The organism is Acinetobacter sp. 1124_18A, from assembly GCF_052824995.1.
On sequence record NZ_VTDF01000009.1, the window covers coordinates 76,988 to 96,185 of the forward strand.

Sequence of the window (19,198 nt, forward strand, 5' to 3'; positions counted from 1 at the left end):
CTTTTATTTAGATTTATAAAACTTGATAAATAGATTGATAATTATCTTGTAATAACCGCTGAGGCTTCATCAGTAGAGTTGGTGTTTTTTCCAAATCATCTAAGAAATTATTTCGCCAATGAGTAAGATCAGATGCGGATAAATCCTCTATCAATTGTTGATAACGATTAATACGCTCAGTTTTAGACATCTCTAAAGCCATTTTTAAAGTATCTATCATTGCTACTCTATCTTGCGGATCAACAATCAAGGCTTGAGACATCTGCTCAGCAGCTCCAGCATATTTAGATAAAATGAGCACCCCCGGATTTTCTGGATCTTGGGCTGCAATATATTCTTTAGCGACTAGGTTCATACCATCGCGTAATGAACTGATCCAGCAAATATCAGAGTGACGATAAATATGCATGAGATTATGGTGTTGAACTGGATCATAACAACAATCTACAGGTCTCCAGTCTTCATGTGCAAACTCTTCATTAATCAGTTCCAATTTAGTTTTAAAACGTTCGTATAAGCGTTGATAAGCTGCAATATCCGTACGTGATGGCGTTGCCACTTGCAGATGTCGAACTAAACCATGATATTCAGGGTTGGTTTCTAAAAAGGTTGCAAATGCATTAAAACGCTCAAGTAAACCTTTTGAATAATCTATTCGGTCAACTCCAATGATTGTTTTTTGACGAGGTATTTCTTCAAAATTAAACACACAGGGGCTTGATAAATCTTGTTGTGCTTGCTTTTGAATAATTTCTGGTTGAACGCCAATTGGGTAAGATTTAATAAGTATTTGACGTTTTTTGTAGCTAATACAATCGCGGCGAATTTTCTGAGCTTCAAGTAAACTCAAACATGTTTGCATACATGCATTTTGATCAATCTGTGTTTGTAAGCCAATGACATCATATTGGCTTAAGTCTTGAATTAATTCGCGGGCCACGGGAATTTTGCGCCAGATGTTCAGGCTAGCAAAAGGGATATGTAGAAAGAAACCAATTTTATTTTGCATGCCTAATTCACGGCAGTAGCGGGCTACACTAAAAAAATGATAATCGTGTACCCAGATCATATCTTCAGGCTGAGCAAGCTGTTTTAATTTTTCAGCGAATAAGCGATTGACCTTTTGATAGGTATTATATTCTTGCCCATCATATTCAATCAGATCTTCTCGAGCATGCATTGCTGGCCAGAGAACTTTATTGGCAAAACCACAGTAATATTGAGCGTATTGTTGATGAGTAAGAGGGCAGGTAATGTAGTCAATTCCCGCAGAATAGGCCTGTTCGAATTCTGGTGCTTCGCTATCGGTAATTTGCTGACCATTCCAGCCTAACCAAATACCATTGCTATCATTCAATGCATCTTGTACAGCTACAGCAAGACCACCGGCCGAAGCTTTACCTGAAGGCATACTTATTCGATTCGATAATACAATTAACTTAGACATATTTTTTCTCCATTCTGATTTTGACTATTTTTGACATATAAGCTTTTTATTCTGTTTTGAAATAAAAGAAGAAAGTTTGTGACGGTATCTATATCTTTTAATCTATATTGAGCTTGTGTTTCACCAGAACCTACTTTAATTGAAGTTCCAAATTTCTGATTAATACAAATAAAACCAGACTCATCTGTTAAATCATCACCTATAAAAATAGGGTGAGCTGAAGATATATTAAGATGATTTAATATGGTTTGAATTGCTTTACCTTTATCAGCTTGGTTTGGAATTAACTCGACAACAAATTTTCCATTATTTATTTTTAATTGGGGGTAATTAGGAATAATCTGATGCATAATATTAATAGCATGATTTTCTAATTCAGGATTTTTACGATAATGTAAAGCAATAGAATATCCTTTATCCTCAATTAATAATTCAGGATACTTCTCACAAGATTTCATAATATCTTGTTTTAAATTTTTAAAATTAATTGAACTTAAATCTGGTCGAATATAATGATCTGAATCAAAATAAATATCTAAACCATGCAAGCCAGCAACAGGAATCTCAATAGGCTGTAATAGCTTGTAAGCTGTATCTACATCTCGACCTGTTACAGCAATAACGGGTATATTTAATTTAATAATTTTTTTTATAATTTCTAATGTAGTGTTTGGAATAAAACTTTGCTCAGGATCAATTTGAAATGGTGCTAACGTCCCATCAATATCCAAAAATAAGCAATAATTTTTATCTAAAGATAAATTATTTATAATATCGTCTGGTGTAACAAAATATGTATTCTTTTCTCTCCCATCAGATATTGTATTCTGACTGTTCATATTAGCCTTCCTAATATTTTTTTGTTCAACAATTAATCTTCTAACATTAAAATGAATTGATGAGTCATTTCTTTTAATAAAAAAACATAAGTATTAACATTAATTACATTGCATAATGGATTTATAGGCGAAGTGTGGATTGTGTTGTTTTTTGAGTGGCTTCAATGTTTAGATAATTAAATTTTTGTATGTTTCCTATTAATAATACAGGTCTTATTTATCAATATATTTCAGAATATTAAATAAGTGTAAATACTTGATTTTAATCTTTGGGATTTGTTTTTTATGTTGATTTTAAAAGATATTTTAAATTGATATTAATATATAATCTTTATAAAACTAGCTCTGGGCAAGCATATGAAGTTACAAAATAAAATTTTATTGATTACAGGCTGGGGTGTAGGAATTGAACCTCTGCAATCATTAAAATTACATTTGCAACAGAAGGGTTGTGATGTACAACTTATTAATATATTTGATGTTTTAACTGGTAGTTTCCAGGAACAGCTTGATTTAGTGGCTGAGGTTGATGTTGTAATGGGCTGGTCCTTAGGAGGTCAGTTAGCGACTCACTTAGTTGATTCTTTTTATAACAGCACTGGTCTAACTAAAACTTTAATTACGCTTGCTTCTAATCCATGTTTTGTTGCCAATAACACGTGGCAAACTGCAATGCCTGCTGATGTGTTCAGTCAATTTAAGGCTTCTTTTTTGCAAAACCAACAAGCGACTTTAAAACGCTTTTATTATTTAATTACTCAAGGTTCAGCACAAGCTAAAAAAGATTGGCTAAACATGCAAAATATATCAAACCCGCCTCCGTATGAGCTGTTATTACAAGGGTTAGAAATGTTAGAGCATTTAAACTTGGTAGATAACTTAAAAAATTACTCTGGTCCACAGCTTCATTTATTCACAGAGCAAGATGGCGTCATTCCTTGCAAGATTATTGAAAATTTTAAAGATATAGCGACAAAAAACATGAGTTATAAGCTATTAACAGATGCTACACATGCTTTTCCTTACCTACAGGTCGAAAGAACAATTGAAGAAATCTGCCAATTTTTAACAATTCATCAGCAAAGTTAATCAGCTTTGATTGATATCGCAATTTTCTTTCATTCTTAACAGGTTTAACATGTGTTCAATGAAAGATTTGAACGCTGTAAAAGGGTAAATAGGATGACCGATAATTTTGATTTGGAACATATTTGGCATCCTTATACTTCAATGACCCAACCTTTACCAACATTTAAAGTTAAACGTGCCTATAGCGCGACGATTGAGTTAGATGATGGTAGGACTTTAATTGATGGTATGTCATCTTGGTGGTGTGCTATTCACGGCTATAACCACCCTGAACTCAATCAGGCAGTGACCGATCAATTACAAAATATGTCTCACATCATGTTTGGTGGTTTAACCCATGATCCTGCAATTGAACTTGGAAAAATTCTTTTAAAAATTACCCCGCCAAGTCTCGATAAAATTTTCTATGCAGATTCAGGTTCTGTTGCCGTTGAAGTTGCTTTGAAAATGGCAGTACAGTTTTGGACCGCTCAAGATAAACCGCAAAAAACAAATTTTATTACAACGCGTTCTGGCTACCATGGGGATACATGGAATGCGATGTCGGTGTGTGATCCAGTTACAGGCATGCATCAGATTTTTGGTACAAGCTTACCAAATCGTCTTTTTGTTGCAGCACCGCAAACCAAATTTCATGAAGAATGGAATCCACAAGATATTGCAGAATTAGAACAAGCGATTCAGCAAAATCATGAGCATCTTGCAGCCTTAATTATTGAGCCGATTGTGCAGGGTGCAGGCGGCATGCGTTTTTATCATCCTGAATATCTACGTCAAGCCAAAGCACTTTGTGAACAATATAATCTGTTATTAATTTTTGACGAAATTGCGACAGGCTTTGGGCGTACTGGTAAGCTCTTTGCGTGGGAACATGCACAAGTCGAGCCGGATATTATGTGCATTGGTAAAGGGCTAACAGGCGGTTATATGACATTGTCTGCTACCTTAACGACGAAGCATGTTGCCGAGACCATTAGTCGCGGTGAGGCTGGCGTATTTATGCATGGTCCAACCTTTATGGCCAATCCGCTTGCTTGTGCTGTTGCCTTGAGAAGTACGCAATTGTTAATTGAGCAAGATTGGCAAGCCAATATTAAGCGAATTGAGCAACAGCTTAGCCAATATTTAACGCCTTTAAGTCAGCTTGATTATGTTGCCGATGTGCGAGTGCTGGGTGCAATTGGTGTAGTAGAACTCACCTTTAATGTTGATATGAAAACTTTACAGAAAGAGTTTGTGGACCGTGGAATCTGGATTCGTCCTTTTGGCAAACTGGTTTATGTGATGCCACCGTATGTCATCACTCAACAAGAGCTAAGTGATTTGCTTGAACAATTGGTTGAAGTTGTTAAAACGTTGCAGGGAGCGTATTAAGATGTCATTGCTTGATCATTTTGCTAACGAGTTAGATGAGTTAAAACAACAAGGTAATTTTAGACAATTTACCCAAAATGTGCAGCATGGCCGTTTTATTACAATTCAGAATAAAACAATGCTCAACTTAGCTTCAAATGATTATCTTGGACTGGCTGCTGATATCAATCTTCGTCAAGAGTTTTTAGATAGCTTGCCGTTAGAGCGGAGCTATTTTAGTTCTTCATCGGCCCGTTTATTGACGGGTAACTTTGATGAATATGAACAGTTGGAAAATAGCCTAAGTAAAGCATTTGGTGGTCGGTCGGCACTGCTATTTAATAGTGGCTATCACATGAATATTGGTATTTTGCCTGCTGTTGCTGATAGCAAAACTTTAATTTTGGCCGATAAGTTAGTCCATGCGAGCATGATTGATGGTATACGTTTATCTGGTGCTCAATATGTACGTTATCGCCATAACGATTTACAGCACTTAGAACAACTTCTGAAAAAGTATCATGATGATGACAAGATTGAACGAATCATTGTGGTCACAGAAAGTATTTTCAGTATGGATGGTGATGAAACTGATTTAGCCGCTTTAGTGCAGCTAAAAAAACGCTTTGCCAAAACTATGCTGTATGTTGATGAAGCACATTCAATTGGTGTGCGTGGCGAACAAGGTTTAGGGTGTGCTGAACAATATAATGTCATTCACGATATTGATTTTTTAGTGGGGACATTAGGTAAAGCACTAGCAGCAGTGGGGGGATACATTATTTGTCATCCCATTATTAAAGACTATTTAATTAATAAAATGCGTCCGCTTATTTTCAGTACTGCTCAACCGCCGATTGTTATGGCATGGGCAAACTTTATTTTTCAAAAAGTATTAGTTGCTCAATCTCAGCGTGAACATTTAAAAAATATTAGCCAATATCTTCAACAAGCTGTTGTGCAAAAGGGTTATGTAAGTCCATCGACCAGCCATATTATTCCAGTCATTTTGGGAGAAAGTCAGGCTGCTATCGATAAGGCAAAGCAGGTTCAGGAAAGTGGTTTTTATGCCATGCCTGTGCGTCCACCAACAGTACCTAAAAATAGTTCGCGTTTGCGTATTTCTTTAACGTCAATGGTACAGCAACATGAGCTTGAAGAATTGGTGAGTTTTCTGTGAGTCTGAATAAAAACTTGGTTGCCCAGCGTTTTGCCAAAGCAGGGCAAAGCTATTCAGAGCATGCAATTGTTCAAAAACAAATTTGCCAAAATTTAACGGTTTTACTCCAGCAGTTTTGTCCTACAACGATGTCACGTGTCTTTGAAATTGGTTGTGGTTCTGGCAATTTAACTCGTCTTATTGCTGCATCTTTTCAGATTGAAGAGTTAATTTTGAATGACTTGTATGCAGATGTGCAACAGCACTTTAACCATCAAGAAAATTTGAAATGGTTAATTGGTGATATTGAAGCTTTAGATTTTCCGCAGCAGCTCGACATGATCGTTTCTGGTTCGGCTTTGCAGTGGATGCAAGATTTACCTCGTGTACTTCAACATTGTCATGCTGCTTTAAATGAAAAAAGCTGGTTATGTTTTTCAACTTTTGGGCCAAGAAACTTAATCGAGATTAAAGAATTAACAGGTCAAGGTTTAAGTTATTGGTCTATTGAAAATTGGAACAATGCCTTAACTTTAGCAGGTTTTGAAGTTCTGCATTTGTCTGAGTCAGAAGCCCAGCTCTATTTCGATACACCTAAAGCTGTATTGCAGCATTTAAAAGCAACAGGTGTGACAGCAACCACACGGCATCGCTGGAATAAGCAAACTTTACAACAGTTTTATCAAGATTATGATCGGTTTAAGCATGTTGAGGGATATTCCTTAACATATCATCCGATCTATTGTATTGCGCGGAGAATGAAGTAAATGAGTGGTCAGATCTATTTTGTGAGTGGGATTGATACCGAAATTGGTAAGACCTACGCTACAGGCTTTTTAGCAAAATTATGGACTGAACAGGGTAAAAAAGTGATTACCCAAAAACTCATTCAGACGGGTAATGCTGATATTTCTGAAGATATTGAAAAGCATCGTGAAATTATGGGGCAGGGTTGGTTTCAAGAAGATCATGAAAAGCTCACCATGCCGGAAATTTTTAGTTATCCTGCTTCGCCTCATCTGGCAACACGCCTAGATAACAGAGAAATTGACTTTCAAAAAATTGAAAATGCAACACAAACATTAGCTGAGCGCTTTGATATTGTTTTACTCGAAGGGGCTGGTGGATTAATGGTGCCATTAACTACAAGTTTACTCACCATCGATTATATTGCTCAGCACCAGTTCCCCGTTATTTTAGTAACATCGGGTCGTTTAGGAAGCATTAACCATACTTTACTTAGTCTTGAAGCGCTTAAGTCTCGTGGGTTGAAATTACAAGCATTGGTATATAACCTAAAAGATGAATCAAAAGATCCATTAATTTCTCAAGATACGTCAAATTACTTGAAAGACTATTTAGCAATTCATTTCCCTGAAGCTCAATGGATTGAACTGGCAAAAATGAATTAATAGTGAGATTATATTAAGAATACAATTTTATTATTAAATTATACTTAATATGAGGTTGTATTTTTATATTTTAAAATTTATTTAATTATTTTATAATAATATTACATTAACTTTCTAACTATTATTTTAATGAAAATTATTAACGTTTTTATGTTTGTGGTTTTAACTTTAATTATTATGCAGCAAATCAAGGCAAGAGCAATAAACTGTAATAATATTAAAGAAGAGGAATTGTGTGATATTGTGGAGCTACCTGTAATAACTGTTGGAGCTTCCTCTAGTTCTAATTATTCTTCATTTTATAATGTCGGTTATGGAAGTTCTAGTAGTGGGTCAAGTAGTGCAATACAGCTACCTACTATAAATGTACAAGCAGTTGATAAAGATAAAGAAAATGATGACTGTAGTAAAACTACAAGTAACCCTATTGTTATTTCTCAAGGTAAAAAAATCCAAGAAGAAGTAGATTTTTCTTATTTGGGTGAAATGCCATTGGAATTTGTAAGATATTATAATTCTTTATTAACTGGTTATGCAGATTTTAGCGCATCTGGAAAGTGGAAACATAGTTTCGACTATCACTTGATACAGGATGATAATCAAAGGCTAATTCGTCAATTGCCAAATGGAGAAAATATTTTTATTAATGATCTTTACCATATAACTTTTTTAGATAATAAATGGACAGTTATATTGGAGGATGGTGGTGTAGAAATATATAATAAAGATGGATATCTTTTAAGTAAAAAGAGTATTAATGGTATAGGTTGGAGCCTAAAGTATAATAATAATAAGCTTATAGAAGTTGCTCATACTAATGGTACTAAAGTAACTTTAGAATGGAGTGGCGAGCAAATTTCCAAAGTTAGAGATCCTATTGGAAATATTTATACTTATACATATAATAGTAATCGTTTATATTCAGTAAGTTTTCCAAGCAATACAGGAACAAGATCATATCACTATGGAGAAAATGGGGCAGATCTAAACTATTTAACGGGTATTTCTGTTAATGGTAAGCGATTTAGTACATATCTTTATAGTGGAGATAAAGCTATTCAGAGTGGCCGTGCTGATGGAACTCAGACAGATAAAGTAAGTTATGGTGATAATTACTCAATTTTTACAAATCCATTAGGAGCAATATCTAAATATATTTATACAGATACAAAAAAAGATAAATTGACTAGAATTGAGCGCAGTGGCATAGGTAATTGTCCTAATAGTAGTGCAGTGACATCTTATGATTCAAATGGTTTTATTAATTCAAAAATAAACTGGAATGGTGTAGAAAAAAAATATCAAAGAGATAATTATGGGCGTGTTTTGCAAGAGACTACTGGTATAAGAAATGGTAATTATTCGAATGCCAATATTGTAAAATATACATGGAAAAATTCACCAAGTATTATTTTAAAAAAAGAATATTTCAATAATTCGAATGTCTTGGTAAAAGATATCAGTTATGAATATTATCCTGATCACAATCGTATAAAAAGTATAAAAACATGTAGCAAAGTTGGTACAAGTTTATGCGATACCATAGGTTACGGATATACTTTTCATAGTAATGGTATACCAAAAGATATCGCAGTAAATCGAAATGGAAAAACTAGTATTTATAGTTATGATTCGCTGGGTAATTTAATTCAGGTAAAAAATACATTAGGGCATGTCATAACATTGAGCAATTATGATGGTTTGGGTCATGTTGGAAAAGTAGTGGATGCTAATGGCTTTACTACAGAATATACCTATGATGCACGAGGACGAGTCATTACAAAAAAAGAGACTCTAGGAACTAATCAAGTTCGTACGATAACTTATACTTATGGAGCATTTGGTATTACTCAAATAGAAAGTAATGGAATGCGAGAAACAGTTAATTACAGCGATAATGGAACCATTGCTAGTATTACACATGGTGTGGGTACACAGATAAATAGCCAAAAAATCTTTAATTATTCAAAATTAGGCGTTCTATTGAATGTTGAATATCGAGAGGGTGTGAATGTTAAGTATGCTCGTACCAATAATCATAATCAACTTGGATGGACAACAGCAGATGTGGGTAATAATAGCCAAAATATTCGCTATCAATATGATGGTAATGGCAATATTACACAAAAGACAAATTCTTTAGGTAACCTTACAACCTATACTTACAATGTAAGAGGTCAGATAGAACAAGAAAAACAATATGATGGCAGTATTAATACGTATAGCTATGATAGCCAAGAAAACTTAACAGCAATTAAAGATTCTAAAGGAAATACTACAGCTTATACTTATGATGGATTTGGAAGAATACTTAGTCAAAGTAGTCCAGATAGTGGATTAAGCAAATATGAATATGATGTTGATGGTAATTTAACTAAGCTCACTCGAGCAAATAATGTAGTCACAACCTATAGTTATGATGCATTAAACCGAAGAATTAAAGCTCAAACTGGAACACAAATACAAACGTGGGTCTATGATAATTGTACGAATGGTAAAGGTCGTCTATGTGGGACAGCAGATGATATAAGTTCTACAGGCTATGGTTATACTGTAGATGGGAAACTATCTATCCAAGTGAAAAAAATTAATGGTACTGAATATCAAACCCTTTGGATATACGATCAATATGGACGTTTGATTAGTGAAAGTCGACCTAGCGATGCTTATAAAATCTCATATGAATATGATGCACTTAGCCGAGTGAGTGCAGTCAAAGTTAAAATAGGAGCTACCACACAGTCAGTTGTTAGTAATATAACTTATGAACCGTATGGAGGAACTAAAAGTTGGACATTTGGTAATGGCTTAACTCGGCAAGTAACTTATGATAAAGATTATCGCTTAACTGGTATTCAAACACCAAATATCCAAAATTTATCTCACCAATACAATGCTAATAATTCAATAAATGGAATTAGTAATATTTTAGATAGTAAATATTCGACAAGTTATAGCTATGATAATTTAGGGCAACTTACTAGATCGGCTTCACAGCAATATAGTGAAAACTGGGTTGTTGATAGTAATAGTAACCGCGTTAGTCGAGTAGGAAATACTAATGCTACAACTAACTACAGCATTACTACAGGTAATCGTTTAACTGCTACAACTGGTGCGGAAGCAAAAACATTTAGTTATGATGCCTTAGGAAATATTACAAAAAAGTCTGGGTATGGTGGCACACTTGAGTATAGTTATGATGGTTTTAATCGTTTAAAAACTGCCAAAGCTGGAACAACTACATATACTTATGACTATGGTGCAGATAATCTCAGAACCCGAAAAAGTGATGGTACATCCAACATTCATTACATTTATGCACCTGATGGTCGCCTATTGGCAGAAAGTCCTGCTGCCAATAGTCAAACAGGTAATTTAAAAAATATCTATATTTGGCTTGCTGGTAAACCTATTGGTTTAATACGCGATAACCAGTTGTATTATGTGCATACAGATCATTTGGGACGTCCTGAATTTTTGACGAACAGTGTAAAAGCCATTGTTTGGAAATCACAAACTGCAAGTTATGATAGTGCCCCGATTCAAAGTAGTATTGGTGACTTTAACTTGGGTTTTCCGGGACAATATTATGATGTTGAGTCAAATCTTTGGTATAACTGGAATCGTTACTATGACGCAAGTTTAGGCCGATATACACAAACTGATCCGATTGGTTTGGCTGGGGGGTTAAATCCTTATGCATATGTAGGAAATAATCCAGTTAACTTTATAGATCCTTATGGTTTATGGACTTTAAGTTTTGATGGGTATTATGGTGTAGGTGGTGGAGTTTCAGTTAGTTATAAAAATGGTAAGTTGGAGGTTCTTGGTCGAGTTGGTGTTGGGGCTGGTATAGGGTTTGGCCTTGATCTTAATGGAGAGCCTTCAAAACATGCTCTTGATTGTGGTTCAGGAGTAATTGCACGTACAAATACTACAATAGGGGCTGAGGTGGGACTTGGTCCTGTTGGTGCAGAGCTTAGCGGCTCATTTATTACAGGAAATGCTGCTGTTCAATCACAAGGTGGTAGTTTTTTTGATAATGGTTCATCAATTACTCTTGATCCCACTTCTGATAAGTCTTGGAAAGTAGGAGCTTCGTTAGGTTTTTCTTATACAACCGAAGTTGGTGGATACATTAATAGGTAATATGATATGAGAATTAATATTTTAAATATAACATGGAAAAAAATTATATATTTTGTTATTGCTACTTTTTTTATAGCGACAATTTTTAGAAGCTGTTTACATACCGATGAAAATGTAAAAATTGTGGAGCCTATTTTAAGTAATAATGAAATTATTAAAGATAACTATGGGAAAATTAATAATTATCAAATAGTGAAAGTGCGTATTTATAGTGCAACTCCTTATTATGGGGCAGGCAAGACGTTAACATTGACTGTAGATGGTGAAAAAAAAGAAGGGAGACTGAAAATTGATATTAAAAAAAATGATCCCACTCATTATAAAGTAGAGATTATTCGATAATTTTTTTGTATTGATTGGATTGGTCTTATTTTTATAAATTTAAAGTATTGAATAATCTTATGAGGTGAATGGTTGGAATACCAAAGTGTAGATTAAATATGTAAGAGCCTATTTCGTAAAGCTGACTTAATAGTTTTTTAATAAGATTCTTTTTACCTTAGAGGGAGTGAGAGTTGCTGAGTTTAATGTTTTTATAATTAGTGGTTAATATGAAAAAATTATTCTATTTGTAATTGTAGGTTTTATATTTTCACTTTTAATAGAGCAAGTGTTAGGTAAAGCGATGAAAAGCGATGAGAATATAAAATATATAGAACAGATATTAGCTAATGATGGCAAATTAAAGAAGGATTACGGAGAGGTTGAAAGCTATAATATTGTGTCTAAAGGTAGATTTTCTGGTTCGCCTAGTTTACCTGCCCATAACCATTATAAAATTCGTATTCAGACAAAAAATAATAGCCAAGTTATATTTCTTAATATATTTAAGGAAGAATCAGGGAAATTAATAAAGTATGAATATGAGGATTAGTTCTTAATATATTTAAGGATGATTCGGGTAAATTGTTAAAATATGAATATAAATAGTTTTCATGTTTAAATAAAAAACCGCTCTTATAAGAGCGGTTTTTTATGCATTATTTAATATTTTAGAATTTCTTAGAACCACGGTTAAAACCAGTCGATTTGCGTTGGTTACCAGTATTCACAGGAGCCTCTTTTTCATCATCGCGACGTTGTTGACGCAAGAAACCGCCACGACGAGCTGCCATTGGTTTTTCGGTCATACGGTCAGTACGACGTTTTGCCATACCAAATAAACCTGTGCCTTGACGTGGTTTTAATTCAACTGATTTTGCTAGATTATCGATATCAGTTTTATCGAGTTCCATCCAGCGGCCAGTACGTAATTCGCGTGGTAAAATAACTGTACCGTAGCGTGTACGCAATAAGCGGCTTACTTTAAGTTCTTGTGATTCAAAAATACGACGAACCTCACGGTTACGACCTTCTTTCACCACTACTTGGTACCAGCGGTTAATACCTTCACCACCAATTTCCGAGAAAGACTCAAATTTAGCTGGACCATCTTCAAGCTCTACACCAGTTACCATTTTTTGGCGTATTTTAGGCGTTACTTCACCCATAACTCGAACAGCATATTCACGTTCAATTTCATTTGATGGGTGCATTAAGCGGTTAGCAAGCTCACCATCATTTGTGAACAACAATAAACCAGTACTGTTAATATCTAGACGACCTACCATTACCCAGCGGTCATTTGCAATTTGTGGTAAATGATCAAATACGGTTGGGCGTTTTTCAGGATCATTACGTGAACAGATTTCACCCTCTGGCTTATAGTAAATCAATACACGGCGACGAATTTCGTCTTCAATTTGAAACTGAACTTTACGGCCATCAATGCGTAATTCATCGCCTGGTTCAATGCGCTCACCCACTTGGGCAACACGGCCGTTCACACTCACGCGTCCTGCGGCAATAACCTCTTCCATATATCGGCGGGAACCTAATCCGATTCGCGCTAATACTTTTTGCAATTTTTCACTCATGACAGCACAACCTTAGACATAATGATCAACAGTCCACCTCTTTATGATTTCGGTGCATTTGCATCGAGAGCCATAAAGGCTTCCTTGGCGTTCTGTAGGGGAGGCAATTGGCCTATCGAAGCTAGACCAAAAGCATTCAGAAACTGTGGCGTTGTAATTAACAACGCGGGTCTTCCGGGTAAATCTCTAAAACCGGCTTCTTTAATCCAGTTCCAGTCAAATAGTGTTCTAAGAATCTGACTATTATTAGACACACCACGAATTTGTTCAATATCTGCGCGGGTAACCGGTTGATGATAAGCAATGACGGCCAGCGTTTCTAGTAATGAAGGCGACAGTTTAGTTGGTCGCTCTGGCCAAATTTGCGCAATAATACTACGATATTTAGATCTTACCTGAAAGCGAAACCCTTGCGCTGTTTCAATCAACTCAATAGATCGGCCGTGTTGTAATAGCGCGAGCTGTTGTAAGAGTTGACGAAGCTGTTGTTTATTATACTGATTATTAAATGCTTCTTTTAAACGGGCAATTGAAACGGGCGCATCACTGGCAAAAATAATTGCTTCAAGTTGTAATAAGACTTCGTGATGAATGTCAGCTAATGACAAATCAGTATTATTTTGTTCAAAACTCATATTGAAGATCCTTGAATTGCTAAAGGAGCTTCAATACCAGAGGCAATAATTTTAACTCGCTGTTGACGGGTTAACTCTAAAACAGCCATAAATGTAACAACCATTCCCATGCGACCTTGCAGAGGATTGAGTAATTCTTTAAAACTTAACACGTCACCAGACTCTAATTTCTCTTCAATATATGCAATGCGTTCTTCGAGTAATACAGGCTCTTGAGCTACAACATGAACAACAGGTTCTGGGCGGTTAAATATACAGAACAATGCATCATGTAATGCTGAAATATCATAGCCTTCGTAAACAGGAGCGATATGACCTAAGCTCACATTTGCATTGAATGTATCACGCTCAAGAATTGGCATTTGACCTAAACGTTCTGCCGCTTGCTTAATACGTAGATAGGTTTCAAGTCGATCAATCAGGTCCTGCTTGGGATCTTTTTCAATACTGATCGTTGTTGGCTTTGGTAAAAGTAAACGTGACTTTAAATCAGCCAATAAGGCTGCCATCACCATATAATCAGCGGTTAGCTCAATATTTAAGGATTTCATGCTATCCATATAGGTTAAATATTGACTTGCTATAGGCGCAATATCGACTTGAATTAAATCAAAACCGTTTTTTTGAATCAGATAAATTAAAAAATCTAGCGGACCTTCAAACTGTTCGAGCAAAATCTCAAATGCAGCAGGAGGAATATAGAGATCTTCAGGAATCTTGTCATGCCACTCATCTAAAACACGGATGTGTGGAGCGTCTTCCATGGATTGATGAAGTGATTGATTCATTACGATTATAAGCCACGCGAATTTTCAAAAGCATGAGACTTGTTATTCAAGTCAAAGAGAGCTGTAAATAGAAGAACAGCAGATAGTGGCGATCATTCTAAATGAATTGTGCCTTTTAATAAATTACTTAACGACTAAAGTGTAAAAAAAATCCAAAATAAATAAAGAGTATTTTTTTGAGTGATAATACTTTTTTTAAAACTGTTGGTAAAAATTGTAAGTGCTTATTCAAAAGCACTTACATCTCCAATACCACGGCGGATAATTTCAGGATGTTCACCCGATAAGTCGACAATACTTGTGCTTGTTAAAGTACCCAAACCCCCATCAATAAATACATCAATTCGCTTATCTAACTGATTTTCAATATCGTATGGATCATCGAGTGGGTCTTCTTGGCTTGGTAAAATTAATGTACTGGTGAGTAGGGGTTCACCAAGTTCTTTTAATAAAGCCTGACAAATTGGGTTGCTTGGAATACGTAAACCAATGGTTTTCTTTTTAGGATGCATTAACCTGCGCGGAACTTCACTGGTTGCCGGTAAAATAAAAGTCGTAATGGCTGGGGTGTTCGCTTTCAATAATCGATAAGTTGCATTATCAACTTTTGCATAAGTTGCAATATCAGATAAATCACAGCACATAATTGCATATTGGTGCTTTGGCCCTAAACCGCGAATCTGCGCAATACGTTCCATAGCATTTTTATTACCGATCTGACAGCCAATTGCATAGGCAGCATCGGTAGGGTAAACCACAACATCTCCGGCACGAATGCGTTCAACCGCTTGGCTAATGAGGCGTTGCTGTGGATTTTCAGGATGTACATGTAAATGCATCATATTTTTAGAGACTCCATCACGCCAGTGTTAAAATAATTATTAGGCTTTTTAAATAACCTATGCAAGTGATTAACGTGGTTTTTTTGTCAATTAATCAAGGAGTTCACGTTTAAATTCATTTGATTGTAATGCTATGCCTGAACGTGTACATTGGCAAATAAAACCAATAAATACTGCTGCATCACGTGGTAACTTGGCTTCACCTGAAAAGTAACGTTGTACTTGAGCATAAACATTATCTTTAAATATTTTGCCATCTCCGCCATCACCTGTCAGATTATCAAGCGAGACTCTAAATTTTCGACCAAAAGACTGCGCAAATAACCATTCAATTGCCTGTGGCTTAATTTCTACTTGTTCAAATAGACTTTGTTGTTCTTGCGTACGGCCATCGGGAGCGTACCAATATCCTAGATCGGGTAATAGGCGGCGTTTTTCGCCAGCAATAGACCAATGACTGATTTCATGTAACGCGCTGTTCAAAAAACCGTGGGCGAATTGGATTTTAGCCGGACCCTGATTTGTTGCCGGGAAATATTCTGGTTCAAAATCTCCACGAACTAATGTCACATTATGGTGGGAAAACCAGTGATTAAAGTGTAAAATAAGCCAATCGACTTGCTCAGACTCCGATTTTGAGCTTGACCATGGTGAGAGTTGCACTATGTCAGGTACAAGCGTGTTCTGATGAGTTGAATGGGTGCAAACGAGTAATGAAGTGTTAACTTCAGGTTGCGGCTGCAACAGGTGCATTGCTTAATTTACCCCGAGTTCTGTCTAAAGAAGTGCAAAATTGTATCTTAATCTTTGACAGAGTACCGATGAATTTGTAGAATTGCCGCCTTAATTATGTCAGCAAATACCTTTCCGGCACAGATTGAGCCGTTTAAATGGGCTGAACAAGGCTTTACATGGTCAGGTCAACTGTCCTTGTCTCGCTTTGCTCGTATCGCTCGTGAAGCTGTTGGATCAATTGATAATCAATTGGTCAACATAGACTGTAAGCTATCAATGGATGCATATCATCGCATTGTGTGGATGGATGGTCATATAGACACGATAGTTTTAATGGAGTGCCAACGTTGTTTGGAACCTGTTGAAATACCTCTTGTCTTAGACTTTCATATTGCATTAATGGATGATGAGTCACTGATAGAGCGCTTGGATGAGGATGCTGATTTCATCGTTTTAGGTGAAAGTGAGTCTTCGACGAAAGGCGATTATGATACGCCTGCCTCGATTAACTTGCTCGCATTACTAGAAGATGAACTGTTATTGTTGGTGCCTTTATCTCCCAAGCATGATGCTTGTGAAAATAAACATCAACCTACCGTTCAAGATGTTGTTGAAGAAAAACGGGATAATCCGTTTGATGTTTTGGCAGGTTTGAAGGGTAAACTTAACTCATAATTTGTGATATAATTGTGAGATAAGACAACTGAATTTGTTCTGATCCATTTTTTCGATCTTTGTAAGGAGCCATCATGGCCGTTCAGCAAAACCGTAAAAGTCGCTCTCGCCGTGACATGCGCCGTTCACATGACGCTTTAACCGAGAATGCATTAACAGTAGACCAAGCAACTGGTGAGACTCATCGTCGTCATCACGTTACTAAAGACGGTTTCTACCGTGGTCGTCAATTATTCGCTAAAGCAGCTGATGCTGAATAATTGTATGATATGCATTAAGCGTGATGCTTAAGTATAGAAAAAATGGGAGCGAAAGCTCCCTTTTTTTGTTGTTTTTCGCAATTATAAAAATATAAATAACATGTTAAATTTCCGCTCCAGAAATGAGTGAAAACCCAAAAAAGGATTTCTTATGTCTGCTAAACGTCTTGAACAAGTAGCTTTAGCCACAAAAACTGCGTTTGTGTTTCCTGGTCAAGGTTCACAAAAAGTCGGTATGCTTGCTGAACTAGCAGAACAGTTTAGTGGGGTTGGGCAAACCTTTGCTGAAGCTTCGGATGCACTTGGATTCGATCTGTGGCATATTGCGCAAAGTGGCGAAGGCCTCAACCAAACAGAAAATACCCAACCTGTGTTATTAACTGCCAGCATCGCTCTATGGCGTGTATGGCTTGATTTAGGTGGTCTGGAACCTAAGTACCTTGCAGGACATTCTCTAGGTGAATACAGCGCTTTAGTTGCTGCAGGATCTATGAGTTTGGCAGATGCAGTGAAACTCGTGAATTTGCGTGGCAAACTCATGCAAAGCGCTGTTCCTCAAGGGCAAGGAGCTATGGCTGCAATCCTTGGTTTGGCTGATGAAAAAGTGGTTGAACTTTGCCAAATCGTGAATGCAGAAGGTCAAGGCTCAGTAGAAGCTGCAAACTATAATTCACAAGGCCAAGTCGTAATTGCTGGAAGTACAGCATCTGTACAACAAGTAATGGCTTTGGCAAAAGAGCAGTCTGCTAAGGCAATTGCTTTACCTGTGTCAGTTCCTTCGCATTGTTCATTGATGAAACCTGCTGCTGAAAAATTTGCAGAAGCTTTGGAACAAACTGCCATTGAGCTGCCTACCATACCTGTAATACAAAATGTCAACGCGGGAATAGCTACCGATGTTGCTCAATTGCGTCAGGCGTTAACTGCTCAATTGTACCAATCTGTACAATGGACAGACACGATGCAGTTTTTACAGGATGAAGGTATTCACTACGTTGTTGAGTGTGGACCTGGTACAGTATTGAGTAATCTCGCGAAGCGTTTACCAAATATAGAAAAAGCTTTTGCTATCGATAGCAAGAGTAAAATAGAAGATGCCCTAAATGCTGTTTTAGTGGCAGAAGGAAAAATTGCATGACACAAGAACGCAAAGTTGCATTAGTAACGGGCGCGAGTCGGGGCATTGGCGCTGCTATTGCCCAGCAACTTATTCAAGACGGTTATTTTGTTGTAGGTACTGCGACATCTGAATCTGGTGCACAAAAGTTAAGTGAAAGCTTTGGTGAGCAAGGGGCAGGTTTAGCTCTCGATGTGCGTAATCTCGATGAGATTGAAGCAATCGTTTCTCATATTGAACAAAACTATGGCCCTGTGCTTATTTTGGTTAATAATGCGGGTATCACGAAAGACAATTTATTGCTACGCATGTCAGAAGATGATTGGGATGACATTCTCAACATTCACCTCAAAGCCGTATATCGTTTATCTAAACGTGTGCTTAAAGGTATGACAAAAGCGCGCTTTGGCCGCATTATTAATATTAGTTCTGTTGTTGCACACTTTGCAAACCCAGGTCAAGCGAACTACTCTGCTGCAAAAGCAGGTATTGAAGCGTTTAGCCGCAGTCTTGCAAAAGAGATGGGTAGCCGCCAAATCACTGTGAACAGTGTGGCACCAGGTTTCATTGCAACAGAAATGACAGATGCACTTAGTGAAGACATTCGCAAAAAAATGAGTGATCAAGTGGCTTTAAATCGCTTAGGTGAGCCACAAGATATCGCAAATGCGGTGAGTTTCCTTGCAAGTGATAAAGCAGGTTACATTACCGGTACGGTATTACATGTAAATGGTGGTTTATACATGGCCTAAGGCTGATGTATAAACTTTTAAATTTTT

Annotated in this window: 19 protein-coding genes; 12 read left to right on the plus strand and 7 right to left on the minus strand. The window is 36.5% G+C overall.

What is annotated here, in order from left to right:
• Positions 1 to 13: 13 nt before the first annotated feature.
• On the minus strand, positions 14 to 1,447 hold the full coding sequence (locus tag FY048_RS16045; RefSeq protein ID WP_446091795.1) for an alpha,alpha-trehalose-phosphate synthase (UDP-forming): 1,434 nt from the start codon (positions 1,445 to 1,447) through the stop codon (positions 14 to 16).
• Positions 1,435 to 2,286, minus strand: a complete 852-nt coding sequence (gene otsB, locus FY048_RS16050; RefSeq protein WP_446091796.1) for a trehalose-phosphatase — start codon at positions 2,284 to 2,286, stop codon at positions 1,435 to 1,437. Before otsB ends, FY048_RS16045 begins: the two co-directional genes overlap by 13 nt.
• A gap of 357 nt (positions 2,287 to 2,643) precedes the next feature.
• Between otsB and FY048_RS16055 the strand changes: the two genes are divergently transcribed.
• The 8 genes from FY048_RS16055 to FY048_RS16090 all read left to right on the plus strand — a co-directional run bounded on the left by FY048_RS16055 (position 2,644) and on the right by FY048_RS16090 (position 12,325).
• Positions 2,644 to 3,375 (plus strand): hypothetical protein, encoded by a 732-nt coding sequence (locus tag FY048_RS16055; protein WP_016139090.1) that lies wholly within the window; start codon positions 2,644 to 2,646, stop codon positions 3,373 to 3,375.
• Between the two features lie 93 nt (positions 3,376 to 3,468).
• Positions 3,469 to 4,749 (plus strand): adenosylmethionine--8-amino-7-oxononanoate transaminase, encoded by a 1,281-nt coding sequence (gene bioA / locus FY048_RS16060; protein ID WP_446091797.1) that lies wholly within the window; start codon positions 3,469 to 3,471, stop codon positions 4,747 to 4,749.
• A 1-nt stretch (position 4,750) separates the two neighbouring features.
• A complete protein-coding gene (locus tag FY048_RS16065; RefSeq protein WP_446091798.1) occupies positions 4,751 to 5,908 on the plus strand; it encodes an 8-amino-7-oxononanoate synthase in 1,158 nt (385 codons plus the stop codon).
• Complete coding sequence (bioC, locus tag FY048_RS16070; protein WP_446091799.1) at positions 5,905 to 6,654, plus strand: malonyl-ACP O-methyltransferase BioC; 750 nt, start codon at positions 5,905 to 5,907, stop codon at positions 6,652 to 6,654. The genes FY048_RS16065 and bioC overlap by 4 nt, the downstream gene beginning before the upstream one ends.
• The gene (gene bioD / locus FY048_RS16075; protein WP_446091800.1) at positions 6,655 to 7,299 is read left to right on the plus strand and encodes a dethiobiotin synthase; all 645 of its coding nucleotides are present in this window, start codon (positions 6,655 to 6,657) and stop codon (positions 7,297 to 7,299) included.
• Between the two features lie 129 nt (positions 7,300 to 7,428).
• The gene (locus FY048_RS16080; RefSeq protein WP_446091801.1) at positions 7,429 to 11,451 is read left to right on the plus strand and encodes an RHS repeat-associated core domain-containing protein; all 4,023 of its coding nucleotides are present in this window, start codon (positions 7,429 to 7,431) and stop codon (positions 11,449 to 11,451) included.
• 6 nt (positions 11,452 to 11,457) lie between these two features.
• Positions 11,458 to 11,793 carry a hypothetical protein gene (locus tag FY048_RS16085; protein ID WP_446091802.1) on the plus strand — a complete coding sequence of 112 codons (336 nt, stop codon included), beginning with the start codon at positions 11,458 to 11,460 and terminating at the stop codon, positions 11,791 to 11,793.
• Between the two features lie 283 nt (positions 11,794 to 12,076).
• Positions 12,077 to 12,325, plus strand: coding sequence for a hypothetical protein (locus FY048_RS16090; protein WP_446091803.1), 249 nt, complete (start codon positions 12,077 to 12,079; stop codon positions 12,323 to 12,325).
• Positions 12,326 to 12,443: 118 nt separating this feature from the next.
• Here the strand turns inward: FY048_RS16090 and rluB are convergent, their stop codons facing one another.
• From rluB to FY048_RS16115, 5 genes are all read right to left on the minus strand, one after another.
• Entirely contained in the window at positions 12,444 to 13,367 is a 924-nt protein-coding gene (gene rluB / locus FY048_RS16095; RefSeq protein ID WP_003653361.1) for a 23S rRNA pseudouridine(2605) synthase RluB, read from the minus strand.
• A 41-nt stretch (positions 13,368 to 13,408) separates the two neighbouring features.
• Positions 13,409 to 14,002, minus strand: coding sequence for an SMC-Scp complex subunit ScpB (scpB, locus tag FY048_RS16100; protein WP_016139084.1), 594 nt, complete (start codon positions 14,000 to 14,002; stop codon positions 13,409 to 13,411).
• Complete coding sequence (locus FY048_RS16105) at positions 13,999 to 14,790, minus strand: segregation and condensation protein A (protein WP_035366239.1); 792 nt, start codon at positions 14,788 to 14,790, stop codon at positions 13,999 to 14,001. The genes scpB and FY048_RS16105 overlap by 4 nt, the downstream gene beginning before the upstream one ends.
• A 224-nt stretch (positions 14,791 to 15,014) precedes the next feature.
• Positions 15,015 to 15,632: an L-threonylcarbamoyladenylate synthase gene (locus tag FY048_RS16110; protein WP_446091804.1), complete on the minus strand. Its 618-nt coding sequence runs from the start codon at positions 15,630 to 15,632 to the stop codon at positions 15,015 to 15,017.
• A gap of 90 nt (positions 15,633 to 15,722) precedes the next feature.
• Positions 15,723 to 16,385, minus strand: coding sequence for an elongation factor P hydroxylase (locus FY048_RS16115; RefSeq protein ID WP_446091805.1), 663 nt, complete (start codon positions 16,383 to 16,385; stop codon positions 15,723 to 15,725).
• Between the two features lie 96 nt (positions 16,386 to 16,481).
• On the opposite strand from FY048_RS16115, the gene FY048_RS16120 reads away from it, so the two are divergent.
• The 4 genes from FY048_RS16120 (at position 16,482) to fabG (ending at position 19,171) form a co-directional block, all read left to right on the plus strand.
• Positions 16,482 to 17,042, plus strand: coding sequence for a YceD family protein (locus FY048_RS16120; RefSeq protein ID WP_446091806.1), 561 nt, complete (start codon positions 16,482 to 16,484; stop codon positions 17,040 to 17,042).
• Positions 17,043 to 17,116: 74 nt separating this feature from the next.
• A complete protein-coding gene (gene rpmF, locus FY048_RS16125; RefSeq protein WP_000290730.1) occupies positions 17,117 to 17,302 on the plus strand; it encodes a 50S ribosomal protein L32 in 186 nt (61 codons plus the stop codon).
• Between the two features lie 151 nt (positions 17,303 to 17,453).
• Positions 17,454 to 18,440 (plus strand): ACP S-malonyltransferase, encoded by a 987-nt coding sequence (gene fabD, locus FY048_RS16130; protein ID WP_446091807.1) that lies wholly within the window; start codon positions 17,454 to 17,456, stop codon positions 18,438 to 18,440.
• Positions 18,437 to 19,171 carry a 3-oxoacyl-ACP reductase FabG gene (fabG, locus tag FY048_RS16135; RefSeq protein WP_446091808.1) on the plus strand — a complete coding sequence of 245 codons (735 nt, stop codon included), beginning with the start codon at positions 18,437 to 18,439 and terminating at the stop codon, positions 19,169 to 19,171. The genes fabD and fabG overlap by 4 nt, the downstream gene beginning before the upstream one ends.
• Positions 19,172 to 19,198 lie beyond the last annotated feature (27 nt).